The 14,826-nt window shown below is 52.9% G+C and carries 14 protein-coding genes; 5 read left to right on the top strand and 9 right to left on the bottom strand.

Annotated elements, in window-relative coordinates; translation table 11 throughout:
* Positions 1–169 precede the first annotated feature (169 nt).
* From G006_RS0121160 to G006_RS0121140, 5 genes are all read right to left on the bottom strand, one after another.
* A complete protein-coding gene (locus G006_RS0121160) occupies positions 170–604 on the bottom strand; it encodes a hypothetical protein (RefSeq protein WP_026147206.1) in 435 nt (144 codons plus the stop codon).
* 476 nt (positions 605–1,080) lie between these two features.
* Positions 1,081–2,091, bottom strand: a complete 1,011-nt coding sequence (gene fba, locus G006_RS0121155; RefSeq protein ID WP_020485217.1) for a class II fructose-bisphosphate aldolase — start codon at positions 2,089–2,091, stop codon at positions 1,081–1,083.
* An 86-nt stretch (positions 2,092–2,177) separates the two neighbouring features.
* The gene (locus tag G006_RS0121150) at positions 2,178–3,602 is read right to left on the bottom strand and encodes a sigma-54-dependent transcriptional regulator (protein ID WP_020485216.1); all 1,425 of its coding nucleotides are present in this window, start codon (positions 3,600–3,602) and stop codon (positions 2,178–2,180) included.
* Positions 3,592–5,664 (bottom strand): DAHL domain-containing protein, encoded by a 2,073-nt coding sequence (locus tag G006_RS27295; RefSeq protein ID WP_020485215.1) that lies wholly within the window; start codon positions 5,662–5,664, stop codon positions 3,592–3,594. Before G006_RS27295 ends, G006_RS0121150 begins: the two co-directional genes overlap by 11 nt.
* Complete coding sequence (locus G006_RS0121140) at positions 5,661–6,641, bottom strand: cytochrome-c peroxidase (RefSeq protein ID WP_020485214.1); 981 nt, start codon at positions 6,639–6,641, stop codon at positions 5,661–5,663. The genes G006_RS27295 and G006_RS0121140 overlap by 4 nt, the downstream gene beginning before the upstream one ends.
* A 451-nt stretch (positions 6,642–7,092) precedes the next feature.
* Here G006_RS0121140 and G006_RS0121135 point away from each other — a divergent pair, with 451 nt between their 5' ends.
* Positions 7,093–7,935 (top strand): hypothetical protein, encoded by an 843-nt coding sequence (locus G006_RS0121135; RefSeq protein ID WP_020485213.1) that lies wholly within the window; start codon positions 7,093–7,095, stop codon positions 7,933–7,935.
* Positions 7,936–8,106: 171 nt separating this feature from the next.
* Here G006_RS0121135 and G006_RS28690 read toward each other — a convergent pair whose 3' ends face one another.
* Positions 8,107–8,325 carry a bacteriocin gene (locus G006_RS28690; protein WP_155931176.1) on the bottom strand — a complete coding sequence of 73 codons (219 nt, stop codon included), beginning with the start codon at positions 8,323–8,325 and terminating at the stop codon, positions 8,107–8,109.
* Between the two features lie 400 nt (positions 8,326–8,725).
* Between G006_RS28690 and G006_RS0121125 the strand changes: the two genes are divergently transcribed.
* The 4 genes from G006_RS0121125 to G006_RS0121110 all read left to right on the top strand — a co-directional run bounded on the left by G006_RS0121125 (position 8,726) and on the right by G006_RS0121110 (position 11,658).
* Positions 8,726–8,998 (top strand): hypothetical protein, encoded by a 273-nt coding sequence (locus G006_RS0121125; RefSeq protein WP_020485211.1) that lies wholly within the window; start codon positions 8,726–8,728, stop codon positions 8,996–8,998.
* 448 nt (positions 8,999–9,446) lie between these two features.
* Positions 9,447–9,806, top strand: a complete 360-nt coding sequence (locus G006_RS0121120; protein WP_200860481.1) for a hypothetical protein — start codon at positions 9,447–9,449, stop codon at positions 9,804–9,806.
* Positions 9,803–10,744, top strand: a complete 942-nt coding sequence (locus G006_RS0121115) for a BsuBI/PstI family type II restriction endonuclease (protein WP_020485209.1) — start codon at positions 9,803–9,805, stop codon at positions 10,742–10,744. Before G006_RS0121120 ends, G006_RS0121115 begins: the two co-directional genes overlap by 4 nt.
* A gap of 143 nt (positions 10,745–10,887) precedes the next feature.
* On the top strand, positions 10,888–11,658 hold the full coding sequence (locus G006_RS0121110; RefSeq protein WP_020485208.1) for a Crp/Fnr family transcriptional regulator: 771 nt from the start codon (positions 10,888–10,890) through the stop codon (positions 11,656–11,658).
* A gap of 108 nt (positions 11,659–11,766) precedes the next feature.
* On the opposite strand, the gene G006_RS0121105 is transcribed toward G006_RS0121110, so the two are convergent.
* The 3 genes from G006_RS0121105 to G006_RS0121095 all read right to left on the bottom strand — a co-directional run bounded on the left by G006_RS0121105 (position 11,767) and on the right by G006_RS0121095 (position 14,754).
* Positions 11,767–13,113, bottom strand: a complete 1,347-nt coding sequence (locus tag G006_RS0121105) for a diguanylate cyclase domain-containing protein (RefSeq protein ID WP_020485207.1) — start codon at positions 13,111–13,113, stop codon at positions 11,767–11,769.
* Positions 13,114–13,431: 318 nt separating this feature from the next.
* Complete coding sequence (locus tag G006_RS0121100) at positions 13,432–14,004, bottom strand: cytochrome b (protein WP_020485206.1); 573 nt, start codon at positions 14,002–14,004, stop codon at positions 13,432–13,434.
* 336 nt (positions 14,005–14,340) lie between these two features.
* Positions 14,341–14,754: a hypothetical protein gene (locus G006_RS0121095; RefSeq protein ID WP_020485205.1), complete on the bottom strand. Its 414-nt coding sequence runs from the start codon at positions 14,752–14,754 to the stop codon at positions 14,341–14,343.
* Between the last annotated feature and the right edge of the window lie 72 nt (positions 14,755–14,826).

The following is a 14,826-nucleotide window of genomic DNA, read 5'->3' as shown; positions in this document are numbered from 1 at the left end:
CTTCAGGCTATCGGAGCCTTATGCGGGTAGTCTTTGGAAACACACTCCCTCTAATCAAGCCTTTGCTTGACTTGCAAGATACCTAGACTGACTTCACTGGTTGCATGGGTATAAAGGAGGGGTCCGGTAACTAAAGTACCTAAACTTCAGTTCGGCGAAGGCGGATAAATTACATCGCGTGCATTTTATAGTCGACCCTCGGATAGCCTTTCTTATCGCGCGGATCGGCACTGTCACCGTTATCTTGAGCGCTATGTTGTTGCACGGATTTAGAAATCATCTGCTCCCAGTTTTCATACTGGGCATATTCCGTATCGCCCGATGCTTTGCGTTTAGCGAAATTGTCTTTCCCCAAACCAACCAGCTCTTTCGATGTTTTACCATTGATGACTTGCAAAAATTCATCATTGTTCTTGATTTGATCGCGCAACAGCCAATAAGCCACCTCAAACGGTATACGTTCTTCCAGCGGTAAATGATCTTTAATGTAAAAAACCGACTTCTGAGCAGACTGCAAACTCCGGGCATTGATCTGATTCGCCTTACTACAGGCTGTCATCGACCATCCAAGCGATGCAATTAAAACCATAGCTAAAATTCTCATGTTACCTCCTGAAGATCATGCCGTAGGCTGCTCCCGGCATCACAGACAAATTAAACAGCACACTTTCAGACAAACCTAAACAAGGTCCGATTGTAACACTTTTAAGATAAATAATTTTTTCATCTTAATTACCTTGCCAATACGGTCTGCATGCTTGGATACCCCGCGATCTATCTCGCTGTTCTTGGCGGTTTAATTCAAATTCCTTAGGCGGTTGGTAGCCTCTTATTGCAGCGATCCGCAAATATCCGGCATGACATGGTTTGACCTGAAAAGGTTTTCATTAGCCTGAACCTCAACACTTTTGTTCAACCAAGTATAAAAACTGAGGCCACCGACCGGTGTAGCTTGGAAATGTCCCGGCAATATCTTGGATCCTATCGCGACTGTGTGTCTGCGACCGGTCGTCGGGAATGCGGAAGGCAGTGCGCAGATTTCCTGCAAATTGCGGATGATCCGAGCAGCCCATGAGTAGCTCACTTATAGCGTTTCGCCATTTCGCTTAACGATTTGGCTTTAATTTTACCGGCATGCCCAACCGAACCGAATGCTTCGTAACGCGCCTGACAAAGCGTCTGCATGGCGTCTCTGGCGGCCTGGTAAATCTTGCGCGCGTCCAACTCCGCAGCATTTTCCGGCTGGGCGACAAAGCGGCGAATCGCGCCGGTGGACGCCATGCGCAAGTCGGTATCGATATTGACTTTGCGGACCCCGTATTTAATGCCTTCCACAATTTCCGCAACCGGCACGCCATAGGTTTCTGCAATATTGCCACCGTATTCGTTGATGACTTGCAGCCAGTCTTGCGGTACCGAACTGGAGCCGTGCATGACAAAATGCATATTCGGCAGACGCTGTTGCAAGGTTTTTAAGCGGCTGATCACCAACACTTCGCCGGTGGGCGGCTTGCTGAATTTATACGCGCCATGACTGGTGCCGATGGCCACCGCCAACGCATCGATTTGAGTTTGTTCGACAAATTCTACCGCCTCGTCAGGATCGGTCAGCAAGCGACTATGATTCGAATCCTGCTGATTTTCCAAGGAGCCCAGGCAACCGATTTCCCCTTCCACCGACACGCCACAGGCATGCGCCATGTTCACAACACGGCTGGTCACCTCGACGTTATAGTCAAAAGCAGCCGGGGTTTTCATGTCCTCCAGCAAAGAGCCATCCATCATCACCGAGCTAAAGCCGGATTGAATGGCCTGGGCACAAATGTCGGGCGAAGGCGCGTGGTCTCGGTGCATCACCACCGGAATATGCGGATATTGCTCGACAGCAGCCAATATCAAATGCCGCAAAAACACCTCGCCGGCATAACGATTAGCCCCGGCCGAGCCTTGCATGATCACCGGACTATCGCAGGCATCGGCCGCCTGCATGATGGCCTGTACTTGCTCCATGTTACTGATGTTAAAAGCCGGCACGGCAAAGCTGTGTTCCGCCGCGTAATCCAAAAGTTGTCGCAATGATATTAAAGCCATGAACGGCTCTCCTTAGCTTGGTTTTATTAGATTCTATCTGGAGTCTCGCAGTATCTATCCTCACCCCAAATGCGCTGGTTATCGGCTCAGAAATTCTCCGCGTCGCGGCGAATCAGGCGCTTGTTTAAAGCCTGCCGGCTTATGCCCAGCAAACCGGCGGCAACACCCTGATTGCCTTGGGCGCGCTGTAATGCTTCGGCAATCAGCGCTTCTTCGGCTTCCTTCAGAGTTGGCAAACGCTCCGGAAACTGGCCGGACAAAGCGGTCAGTCCGTCCGTTGCATCGCCATCTGCATTCATCAGCGCTTGGTCAGCAATGGTCTCCTTGAAACTCTGCAAGGACAACACAGCGCCCTGACTACGAGCCACCGCATCGAATGCCATGCCTTCCAGCTCGCGGATATTGCCGGGGAACGCATAGTTATGCAACCACTGAAACAGCGCCGGAGGCACGCTGGGCGATGGCTTTCCCAGGCTGTCGGCAGCTTTTTCCACGAAATGCAGCGTCAGTTGCGGCAAGTCTTCCCGACGTTCGCGCAGCGGCGGCAGTTGGATGTGATGGGTCCGCAACCGGAAATATAAATCCTTGCGAAAGGCGCCGAGCTCGACTTGCCGTCTGACATCGCAATGAGTGGCAACGATGATACGCGCCCGGCTTTGCCGAGGGCGATCCGCGCCTATCGGATAAAACGAGCCATCCTGCAATAAGCGCAACAGCTTGACCTGCGAAGCGATGCTGAGGTCGCCAATTTCATCCAGAAACAGTGTGCCCTCGCCGGTACTGGCGATCAAACCGTCCCGAGCCCGCTCGGCGCCGGTGAACGAGCCCTTGGCATGGCCGAACAGCGTGTCGGAAAACAGCGTATCGTCGAGACCGGCGACGTTGACCGCCACCAAGTCGCCCGGCCGTCCGGACAGACGATGCAAGGCCCGAGCAATCAATTCTTTGCCGGCCCCTGTTTCGCCGGTGATCAGCACCGGCTGCGGAGAGGCGGCAATGGCTTCGATGTAACGAAATATCGCAAACATGGCCGGGCTTTGGGTAACGATGTCGGCAAATCCGCCGGGTTCGTGCGGGCTGTTGGTTAACAGACGGTCTTTCAGCGACAAAAACTCCGCGCGCAGCACCCTGGCCTCCACAGCACGCCGCACCGCAGCCACCAGACAATTTTGCTCCACCGGTTTTAGCAAATAATCGCTGGCGCCGCTACGCATACACTGCACCGCGATTTGCAAATCGTTGGTAGCGGTCATCATGATCACCAGGATTTCCGGATACTCGGCGGCGATCTGCTCCAATAGCTCCTTGCCGGACAGATGCGGCATGGTTAGATCCAGCACTATTACGCCGATGGACCGGGTTGCCAGCAAAGGCAGCACCGCCCGGCTGTCGTCCAGGGTCAGCACCTCCGCGAAACCGGCGCTACGCAATACCAGACTGGCGCTGTGCAACAACTGCGTTTCGTCGTCTACCAACAAGATAGGCAGGTTGCCAAGGTCTTTACATTGCATGATTAACGTCCGTTTCAGGCATAGTGTTTAGCGGAAAAATAACCCGAGCGCAGGTGCCTTGACCCGGCAAGGATGAGAAACTCAAGCGGCCGCCCTGGGCGCGCAGCAAGGAGGCGCTGATTGCCAAACCCAGCCCGGTGCCGCCTTTGGCCTGCTTCGTGGTAAAGAAAGGGTCGCATAGTTGCTGGATATGCTCGGCGGCTATGCCAATGCCTTCGTCGCGGACTTCCACACACACGTGCCCGCCGTCGTCCAGCAGTTTGGTGGCAACGCTAACAGACTTTTGCGGGTCCGGAAGTGCTTCCAGTGCATTGATCAGCAGATTGACCAGCACTTGCTCCACCTGCTGCGGATCGCCGCACGACAAGGGTAAGTTTTCGGCAAAATCGGTTTTGAAATGCTGCGTTTTTTGGTCTATCAAATGTTTCAATAAGCGCACTGCCCGTTCCACCACGTCATTGATAGCAAAAGACACCGAGGCCTCCGCACTTTGCGGGCGGGCATAATTTTTCAGTTCGGCGACGATGCGTTCGATACGTTTTGCACCATCGTTAATGTCATGGATCAGCACCGCCGCACTATTACGCATTTCGCTGTAAGGCAAACCGCCCAACGAAAATTCACCGCTCGCCTGATAGCGATCTTCCAAAATCTCCAGCGCATCGCTCCAAATATCGGCGAGCAAACCGGCGTTAAACAAAATCAGTTGATTGGGATTATTGATTTCGTGGGCGACGCCGGATACCAAGGTACCCAAGGCCGTCATCTTATTGGCTTGGATTAGCTGCAATTCTTGCTGGCGGGCTATTTCTTCCAAGTGTTTACGGGCGCTGATGTCGCGGATGATCGCAGTCAGATAGCGTTCTGTTCCGCGCGTCCAACTGGACAAGGACAATTCGACCGGAAACTCGCTGCTGCTCTGCCTTAAAGCTATCGAATCCAGCACCGGGCTATTAAGTCGATTTATCGCCCCTTCTTCCCGGATTTGTTCGAAAAAGTCTGGCGACGGGTTTGCCAGCAACTGCTGAAATGGCTGCCCCAACACCCGGTCTGCCGTAAACCCGAACATCAATTGCGCGCCCTGGTTCCAGGACACGATATTACCTTGCATGTCCGCGGAGATAATCGCTTCATGGGCTGAGTCGGTGATAGCCCGCAGCCGGGCTTCACTTTCTCGCAACCAGGATTCCGCTTGCAAGCGTTCGTTGGTTTCTTGTTGCAAATTGGCGTGAGCCTTTCGTAACGCCAGTGTGTTCGCCCTGAGCCGTGCAAATTGATACAGCAAATACGCCAGTAGGACCACAGCGACCAAATACAGCGCCAAACGATAGGCTCCGGCTTGTTGCTCCACACTGTCGCTGTATTGGCGCAAGGCTTGTTGCAAGTCATCAACCCGGCTGACGATAGGCTGGGCAATGATCTGCCGTAATAGTGTATCCACTTTGGGCGATACGTCGATGATCAGCCGGCCATGGGCGATCAGTACCCGATAGTCATCTGACAACGAAGCAAGTCCGGCCAGCAGATCAAGCTCCTGCTGAATTTCGTTGGCTAATTCCGGCTGCGGGCTGTCCATGAAACTGAACATCAAGCGCCATAAATTGCCAAGCTTTGCGCTGTCACCGGGCTTTGCTGTGGCCCGCAAGTTCTTACCGATCTCGTCGAAGGACATCACCGAATTGCGCAGCAAGGCATTGTCCGATTTGAGATACTCGATTTGCACCAAGCTATCCTGGACAGTCGCGGTGAGCTGGTCCGCGAATTTACCCATTAGTTTTTCGGCGTCAGCATTTGCCGGTTGCAATTCGGTTTGCAAACTCTGCGATAGACGCAGCAACTCCTGACCGGCTTTGGTTAGTGAATCGTAGTTAGCGAGCAGACCGGCACGGGCCAGCAAAATATCGCGCATCAATTCGGCATCGCGCAATTCGATGATGCGCAGCGTAGTTTGCAGGCGGTTACGCCTTTCCAGTTCCGGACTGGCGCTTTGTAGCCAGAGATAGGTCAAGGCCAGCAACAGACCGGCGACGATCAGCCTGGGCGGCCAGGAAATAGCAGTCATGGATTGGTTGTGTTCTTGACGACCAAAGCCTTGCCAGCATATTCCCCGGTCAATGTCCGCAGAAATTTGACGATAGCATCGCGCTGTTTCGCCGCCAGCCGTTTACCTAATTGATGCTCGGCCATCGTATCCACCGCCGCTTCCAGATTGGCGGCACGACCATCATGAAAATATGGCGCTGTTACGGCGACATTGCGTAAACTGGGCACCCGAAACACGCCCCGATCCCGCTCGTTGCCGGTCACGCTATAACGCCCCTGATCCACGGGGCCCTGCTGGCCTTGCGGTGCGCCGAATATGCCGAACTTCTGGAATAAATTGCCGCCCAGATTGACACCCTGATGGCAGGCCACGCAACCCAAGGCATTGAACTGGTGATAACCCTGCTGTTCATCAGCATCAAGCGCCGCAGTGTCGCCGCGCAGAAAACGGTCGAAGCGCGCATTGGGCGTAACCAAACTGCGTTCGAAATTGCTTAAGGCATCGACCACGTTGGCTTTCGTCAATCCGTCCGGATAGGTCCGGTTAAACGCATCCCCATACTCAGGAACCGCGCGCAGACGCTGGAGCAACTCCGGCCATTTGGCGTTCATGATTTTCGGATTGAGCATGACTTTTTCGGTATGCGCCTCCAAAGTGGTGACTACCCCATCCCAATTGAAAAAGTAGTTAAAGGAAACGTTGAACAAGCTGGGAGTATTGCGTAGCAGCGAAACACCGTCCGCCGATTCGGCACGGACCTTGCCGTCCATGCCGCCGCTGTCTAGCGGATGACAACTGGCGCAAGAGCGCTGACCTTGGTCGGAGAGTTTGGGATCGTGGAATAAGCGCTGCCCCAACACCACACGCGGCGTATTTAAGTCCACCGTGAGCGGCAACGGTGCCAGCGGTTCCGGCGTTTGAGCTTGCGCGGCAACCGATAAGGCTATACCTATACATCCCGCTAAAAAAAGCCCAGGATTACTTTTCTGCGTCATGTTTGCTGGTGTTGAAGCTTGGTTTACGAATCCGATCTTCATTCTATCCTCGATTGAAATAGCGGTAAGCCTAAATTTAGCACCAGTTCCAGGGGCGGGGTAACCGCTTCAATCCATGCCAGCATTCGGATAAACAGGGATCGTCGGCTTAATTCGTTGAACCCAACACCGCAACCCTGCGACAAAAGTTGCTGAATAAGCAGCCCTGACAACCGTCCTCTGCCGCTTAATGCTTCGCATCACACCGCTTTCAAGCACATTTGCTGCAACTTTCGGCGCACCCCCTCGCCAGAGCAATAATGTCAAAAACAGGCTTAATACACTGATTTTTAACCTATATTTAAAAAATACACTTTTGGCACGTTACTCGCATTGTTAGAAACAGAAGCTGCCAGCAGTTTCTTTATCCGAGATAAATTCTCAGCACTTTAACCATTTTAGGAGTATCCCCATGCAAACCAAATTAATCCCCATTCTGGCCATTTCCACACTATTCGCCGCCAACGCCGACGCCGCAGCCTTCTCGTTTAGCACCGGCGATTCGGATTACAGAATCGCCACCGGCGCACAAGCTGGCGGCACCAGCAAGGAAATAGAATCAGCGGACGATTTCGTGTTGACGCAACATACCCAGCTAAACCAGGCCACATTCACCGGTTTACTGGCCAACGGTGCCACGCTCGGCGACATCGCCAATGTTAATGTAGAAATCTATAGGGTATTCGGTAAGGATTCGGTCAATCCGCCATCCGGCCGCGTCCCGACCCGTGTCAACTCACCTTCGGATGTGGCTTTTTTGGGCCGCGAATCGGCCAGCAACTCGCTGAGTTATAGCGTCACCTTGCTAAATGGTAATGCCTCGGCCGCCAACTCGGTAATAAACGGCATCCATCCGCTGCCCGATCAAACCACCGGCGGCGAAGGCGCGGTTTCCGGGCAGGAAGTCAGATTCGACATCAATTTTAACGACGCAATCTCTCTGGCGGCCGACCATTACTTTTTCGTGCCGCAGGTGGAATTGAAAAACGGTAATTTCATTTGGTTGTCGGCTGCTAAACCGATAGTCGGCGGTAGCGGCCCGTTCACACCCGATCTGCAATCCTGGATACGCGATGAAAACCTGGACCCTGACTGGCTGAGAATCGGCACCGACATCGTCGGTGGCACCACCTTCAACCAAGCCTTCTCGGTATCCGGCGTTTCCGCGGTACCGCTGCCCGGCGCCACCTGGCTGTTCCTGAGCGGCATGCTAGGGGTAATGGGATTGGGTAAACGTCGAAAAGCCGCCGCGTAAATCATCCTGCGCTCCCTTCCTTCCTACCTGCCATGCCGTTGGCGATCATCTTGCTGGCGGCATGGTTTTTTTGCCTATAAAGTCACTCAGCTATGCCAAGAAGACGTTTATTTAGTTGCTTGCCAAAACGTAAAAAAGCCGGCACTTGGCCGGCTTTCTGATCAGAACCTCTTACTTTACGAAGAAGCCGATCTCAGCGGGTGGTAACGGTTGGGGATTAAGGCTTACCATGTTAAGCCTGCTAACCGCGCTATTGAACAGGTCGGGCAGAGGGCCGGGTTTTGGTCCTTTCCAAAAACCGGGGTAAGTAGTTCCGCACCAACCGCCGGATACATTTTGCAGTTCTTCAGCATTCAGAACTCTGAAACTTTGATTTAATTGAGCGTTCATTTGACTGGCTCCTTTGAAATATCGAAAAATTACCACCTGTAAAAAGGTGGCTCCAAACCGCAAGCCGAACCGATCATTAAGGCAGGACGATTCAACTGACAATTGCTCGTGACCAGAAAGGTCCATTTTCTGCCTAGAGCCAGAAAGTAAGGCCTATTTCTCTCCGACCGGCAACGAACGACTATCAGTCCTATCACCAATCCCTGTGATGTCGGCATAGTCACTGTACGACTGCCGCGCCCTTAAATCTGTGGGAAAATACCTGCTGCCGCAGGCAATAGTCCCTAGCGTCCCAATTACCCTGCTCTAACCATAATTTCGAAAGCGTTCGGTTCATCGAGTAACATTGATACAGTCGCCCTGAAGCGGTGCTGGCCCCTAAAACACACAGGTGAAAAATATGCAGCAATTTATGTTTGGTTTACTGCTCGCGATTGCATCAGCCACCGCCAACGCCCTGCCGCCGCCGGAGGCGAGATCATTGCCATTGGATGAAATAAGCCTGGAGCACATCAATATTCAAGGCCAGATCCAAACCTGGCGCTTACACAAGGTGTGTATCGACGGCCAAGCCTATTTGCTGATCACCGGTGCCACCGGTCCTGGCGGTATCTCGGCAGCTTATAAGGACGGCAAACCTGAGCAATGTCAGATAAACGCCACCGGAAAATAGCCTGACCATTCAACCATATCCTTTTGCCAAGTACGGTATTTACATCGATACTTGTTGGCAATCGGCAGGCCCGCACCAAAAAACAAGGCACTAAAATTCGTTGCGTTAGCTGATAATGGAAGCCCGCGAGTTATAACTAAATCTGGTGTTTGGACCGGGGAGTCGCTATTTTTGCCGAAAGATTTTTTCGGGCATCCTGCTGGAAAAAATCGGCAAAAATTACGCGACCGCTTATGCCTGCAGCGCCCCGATTCGTCCGCGTCACCCCGTTCCGGCCCAACAAGGGGTCGAAACATCGGCTCTCGCATGACTTAACGCCGTGTCGCGATGCCTTGCAGGTTTTCTCCGCTTCGCTGCGAAAACCCGCCCGGCGCTACGGCTATCGGGGACTAAAAATCTTCACTTCGCTGGCGCTCCGTTTCCAAGATTTTCAGCGGGGTTTTATTGCGTGGTGCGTCGCTTCTCATCGAAGGAGGAAAAGCGACGTGTGGTGGCGAGCGTGGTTGATCCTGCGGCTTTTGGCAATCATTCCATGCTGGGTTTTGAAAACCACATGAACCTGTTTCACGAGGACAAACATGGTCTGCCCGAATCGCTGGCCCGTGGACTGGCCGTGTTCCTGAATACGACGGCAGTAGATGAGTATTTCCGGCGCTTCAACGGCCATACGCAGGTTAATGCCACCGACCTCAAGTTGCTAAAGTACCCAAGCCGGATCTCCCTGATCGAGCTTGGCGAGTGGGCTATGAAGCGAGAAACGCTCACACAAGACCAAATCGACAACAAGCTAGAAACCCTGACCGTATGAACAACAAGAACAACTACATCAAGGCAGCACAGCAGATCATCATTTCCTTGGGTCTGCCCAGAGCGCAACAGAACGAGCGTTCCGCACTGTGCCTGTTGGCCCTGCTGAACCTCACGCCGGGAAAGGCATGGACCGAATCGGAGAATCCGCTTTTAGGCATTACCCCAATCATGAAGTGGGCTCAGGAATACTATGCCAAAGACTATGCACCCAACACCCGCGAGACATTCCGCCGCCAATCCATGCACCAGTTCTGCGATGCTGGTGTGGTCCTTTATAACCCAGACAAACCCGACAGATCGGCGAATAGCCCGAAAGCGGTCTATCAGATCGAACCCACCGCTCTAGCCCTAATTCGCACCTTCAACACGCCGGCGTGGCATGGCAATCTCGCCGCGTACCTGGCCGAACGCGAAACCCTGGTAGCCAAATATGCCATGGAACGCGAGCATAACCGTATTCCGCTGGAGATTGCACCGGGCCGGCAAATTACCCTTAGCCCCGGCCAACACAGCGAACTGATTCGGGCCATCATTGAGGACTTCGCGCCAGAGAGCGTTTTGGTCTATGTCGGAGACACGGGCGACAAGTGGGGCTACTTCAACGCTGCCCTGCTAGTCGGACTTGATGTCAACGTGGATTCACACGGCAAGATGCCTGACGTGGTCCTGCACTACATCGCAAAAAATTGGCTACTGTTGGTCGAATCCGTAACCAGTCACGGCCCGGTCGATGGCAAACGCCATGCAGAACTCGCAGAGCTATTTGCCGGAGCCACTGCCGGCCTAGTCTATTTGACCACTTTCCCGAACCGAGCAATCATGGGCCGGTATCTAGGTGAAATCGCTTGGGAGACTGAGGTTTCGGTGGCTGATTCACCGTCGCACCTGATCCACTTCAATGGTGAGCGCTTCCTTGGGCCATACAACGGGCTTTAACATATCAAGAAGCTGACTATGCCGAATGCTAATATTTGTATTTCAATGAGTTGTAGTTGGCGGAGGTAGCATTAGGTATACTGATTAAGGTTCTGTATAGAATTTCAACAGCCTGTTAACCTTTCAGCTCCAAAAGAGTCTAAATGCCCGCCAAACCTGAGCCGCAACACAATCATCTTCTCGCGGCCTTGTCGCCGGACGTGCAAAGCCGTTTGTTTCCTTACCTGGAACTGGTGCCCTTGCCATTGCGCGCACTGTTGTATGAATCCAGGCGGCCCATGCGCCACGTTTACTTTCCCACAGACTCTATAGTGTCGCTGCAATATATGATGGAAAACGGGGCATCGACCGCGATCTCCGTGGTGGGCAATGAGGGCTTGCTGGGCATCACCTTGTTTTTGGGCGGCGAGAGCACACCGAGCCGGTCGATGGTACAGAGTGCCGGTTTTGCTTATCGGCTCCCCAGACTACAGGTGAAACAGGAATTCAACCGCCACGGCCAATTGTTGATGCTGATGCTGCGCTACACGCAAGCCTTGATCACGCAAATCTCGCAAACCGCGGTGTGCAACCGGCAACATTCTATTGACCAGCAGCTCTGCCGCTGGCTCCTGCTTTCCATGGATCGCCTGTCTCACAACCACTTAACCATGACACAGGATTTCATCAGCAATATGCTCGGTGTGCGCCGCGAAAGCGTCACCCAGGCCGCGCTAAATTTGCAGCAGCGGGGGGTGATTTCCTATTCGCGCGGGTTAATCAAGGTGCTCGACCGGCCGAAACTTGAAACGCTGAGTTGCGAGTGCTACAGCGTGGTCAAGAAGGAAACGGATCTGCTGCTCGATTACCTGCCGCAGCGCCGCGTGATCACGAATCCCGATACTATCCCCACTGCGACGCTTCCTACGCTTTAGGCCATGAGCCTTCAATAAAAAGAGCGCCTGAACAAAGATGGACAGGTCTTGCAGTAGCACGTTTAGCTAACAATTGCTGTTACACGACAGCAACCCTGCGATCCGCCATTAGCCCATTTGGTGGGTCTGATCCGGTGAGAAAAAGTTGACCTGATTCCGTCCCTTATTTTTCGAGGCATACATTGCAGAATCCGCATGATTCACCAACTCGGTGGCATAAGTCGTATCCTGCGGAGAGAGCGACACGCCGATACTTGCCGAGATTTGAATGGTATGGTTGCCAAGATCGAAGGGTTCGGCCAGCCGTTGCCGAATTTTTTCGGCGACGATTTGAACGTGCTCCGGATTTTGTAAGTTCTTCAAGATAACGATAAATTCATCGCCCCCGATACGCGCAGCGGTATCGCTTTCCCGAACACAGGCGTGAATGCGTTCTGCTGTTTGCTTTAACAAACTGTCGCCAGCCTCATGGCCGAATTGATCGTTGATTTCCTTGAAATAATCCAAATCAATAAACAGCAGTGCAATGGGCGAACCAAAACGGTGGGAGTGTTTGACGGATTCTTCCAGCCGATGGGTGAAAAAGCTGCGATTGGGCAATCCGGTCAAATCATCATAGTTGGCCTTAGTCCAGTTATTATGTTCCGAGGCTCTACGTTCGGTGACGTCGTGTCCTATACAGACGACTGACTCTACCTCACCGTCTTTGTTGAACACCGGTGTAAATACATAGTCATGCCAGACCGGTTTTCCGGAGCTGGCTGTATAAGGCGCTTCCCGGCTAACGGACCCTTTGGAACGAATCACCTGCTCAACTTGTGCCTGTAGCTCTGCCGCAATCGGCACGTGCAGATCGTAGCAATTTTTTCCTATCATTTCCTCCATCGTCAGACCGAATAAATCCTTCAGTTGTTTATTCGCATACACAAACCTGCCGTCAAGATCGAAGCTAAAGATTAGATCGGAACCACACGCCAGTATGGTCTCGAACATGCGGGAGTCGTATTCTTTTTCGGTCGAGTAACCGACCACTGACTCGGTGATCGCTTGATCGATGGCTTCGTTGAAGCGGATCAGATCTCCCAAGTCGGTTTCTGCATTAATCTGCTTGAAATCCTGCTTTATCCAGAGTCTGGTCACACTGGCACGCAGGGCACGAAATTCGGAGACCGTGGAATTGAGGCTGAAACCTGCCGCTAAACGTTCCGATCCATGCGTGGTTGCCGCGGTTACGGAACCATCGGAGATTTGTTGACCCTTTGCCTTTTGGCTTTGATCCTTCGCGGACTGGGGACGAGCCAGATCAGCGGCAATCGTGAGCAGCATCTGTCTGAGGTGATCGCCCAATTCGCGCTTATTCATGCCGTCCGCGTCCGGCAGGTAGTTTGCGGCGAATTCTTCCCACTCATGCAGGATACCTTCAAGATTTTCAAGGATAAATTTATCAAGGCGCATAGTGGTCTCGTTTTCTATAAGTGTTGCCGGGCCAGGAGGTCGGATCGTCAGGCTCTAAACCCCAAGCGTTTAGTTCGGCGCCCGGACCATCGGGCATTGTTCTCGACCATCCGGGTTCTGAGCACTAACGATGCCGAAAATAGCTGCGACGGCCAGCTTCGGCGCGAGAACCATCGAGCAGATAACTCAGACAGCCACGCTCAAAGCTTGAGCGATGAAACAAATAACTTGGACCGCCGAGCTTAGAGCTAAAGCGATGCCGCAAATAGCTCGAACGCCGGGGTTTAGGCAACAACGTTTTCGATTTGGCAGGCTCGGTTATTCCGGCAAATCCTTGGTGGAATCGCCGCACTTCGGCAACATCCGCCGCAGGGTATTGTCGCGCAGCATATAGTGATGATACAGCGCGGCGGCACTGTGCAAACCGATCAGAAAATAACCCAATGTACCGACGGTTTCGTGAAAACCCTCTATCAATTCGGCAAAGCTCTTACTTTCGCCGATCAGCGCCGGCAGTTGTAAGCCAAAAAATGGAATTGGTTTGGCTTCGGCGCTGAGTAGCAACCATCCCGACAAGGGCATGACTATCATCAGCGCGTACAGAGTCAGATGCATGCTGCGACCCAGCAGATTTTGCCAGCGCGGCGGTTCGGGTTGGATAGCCGGATACCGCCCTTGAAACATAAACAGCAAGCGCGGTCCAATCAACACCAATAGGCTTAGACCCAGCATAAAATGCCAGGCTTTCATGGCCTCGCGCGGATCGCTGCCCTTGGGAAACAGTTCGCGTAGTTCGATGCTGGCGTAAATCGCGACAAACAACAATACGATTATCCAGTGCAGCGCCATTGAGAGCGTGCCGTAACGTTCGGTGTTATTTAGCCATTTCATGGATTTCCTCCGTGTATTTGGGACATTTCAATGTCGCAGCTGGTAGATTCGATTGCTTCGCAGTGCTGCGAAACTGAATTAATCTTAGCAGGAACGGGTAAAGTCCACGATGATCGTGTGGTTCAAATATTACGCTAGAGCTGGCTTAGTAGCTGTGCGCTTTTGCTCCCTGTGGCCGTCATTCCCGCGAAAGCGACCGCGAAGCGAATCCAGCGTGCAAATGGACTCCCGCCTGCGCGGGAGCGACGATATTAAAGGCCGGGTTAATACTTGGCCGCACACTCTGCGATTGAATGTATTGCGGGCTCTTGTAGGAATCACGCTTAGCTGACGATTCTAGTTATTGGGCCAAGTAAACAACAGTGGCGACCGGTGTTTGTTGTCTATCGTTACACTTTTGCGGATCTCTTGTCCTTCATGTTCGGCGCTAATTCGATACCGTCCGGGTTTGAGTTTAGCAAACAATATCGGGCCATCGGCGACCGTTTCCAGTACGGTCTGATTATTTGCGCCGCTAATCCTGACGGCCACGTCGCTGAGATACTCGCCGGAGCCTTGCATGGAAAATTGCAGGCTCAGATTGTAATCTGAGCGCACCGCTTGCAGCGCATCCCGTTCATCGCCGCCTATCCCGCCGCTGACAAAAACCACGTCGCCTTGGGTTTGGGTAAGCAGTGGCGATGAATCCGCACTAGCGGAAAAGCTGTAGACAAGCCAAGGCAAAATCAGTGCGTATTGGATTAGTTTCATGGTCCTTGCTCCGTGGTTGGAGGACGTAAAGGGTATATCGCGTGAGTTCGCAAATCGTCGCTCCCGCGAAAG

The organism is Methylomonas sp. MK1 (genome assembly GCF_000365425.1).
Lineage (GTDB): Bacteria > Pseudomonadota > Gammaproteobacteria > Methylococcales > Methylomonadaceae > Methylomonas.
This window is presented reverse-complemented; position numbering and strand designations above follow the sequence as displayed.

Coding starts and splice junctions, on each gene's coding strand:
- G006_RS0121160 (WP_026147206.1), bottom strand. CDS start 604: ATGAGAATTTTAGCTATGGTTTTAATTGCATCGCTTGGATGGTCGATG.
- fba (WP_020485217.1), bottom strand. CDS start 2,091: ATGGCTTTAATATCATTGCGACAACTTTTGGATTACGCGGCGGAACAC.
- G006_RS0121150 (WP_020485216.1), bottom strand. CDS start 3,602: ATGCAATGTAAAGACCTTGGCAACCTGCCTATCTTGTTGGTAGACGAC.
- G006_RS27295 (WP_020485215.1), bottom strand. CDS start 5,664: ATGACTGCTATTTCCTGGCCGCCCAGGCTGATCGTCGCCGGTCTGTTG.
- G006_RS0121140 (WP_020485214.1), bottom strand. CDS start 6,641: ATGACGCAGAAAAGTAATCCTGGGCTTTTTTTAGCGGGATGTATAGGT.
- G006_RS0121135 (WP_020485213.1), top strand. CDS start 7,093: ATGCAAACCAAATTAATCCCCATTCTGGCCATTTCCACACTATTCGCC.
- G006_RS28690 (WP_155931176.1), bottom strand. CDS start 8,325: ATGAACGCTCAATTAAATCAAAGTTTCAGAGTTCTGAATGCTGAAGAA.
- G006_RS0121125 (WP_020485211.1), top strand. CDS start 8,726: ATGCAGCAATTTATGTTTGGTTTACTGCTCGCGATTGCATCAGCCACC.
- G006_RS0121115 (WP_020485209.1), top strand. CDS start 9,803: ATGAACAACAAGAACAACTACATCAAGGCAGCACAGCAGATCATCATT.
- G006_RS0121110 (WP_020485208.1), top strand. CDS start 10,888: ATGCCCGCCAAACCTGAGCCGCAACACAATCATCTTCTCGCGGCCTTG.
- G006_RS0121105 (WP_020485207.1), bottom strand. CDS start 13,113: ATGCGCCTTGATAAATTTATCCTTGAAAATCTTGAAGGTATCCTGCAT.
- G006_RS0121100 (WP_020485206.1), bottom strand. CDS start 14,004: ATGAAATGGCTAAATAACACCGAACGTTACGGCACGCTCTCAATGGCG.
- G006_RS0121095 (WP_020485205.1), bottom strand. CDS start 14,754: ATGAAACTAATCCAATACGCACTGATTTTGCCTTGGCTTGTCTACAGC.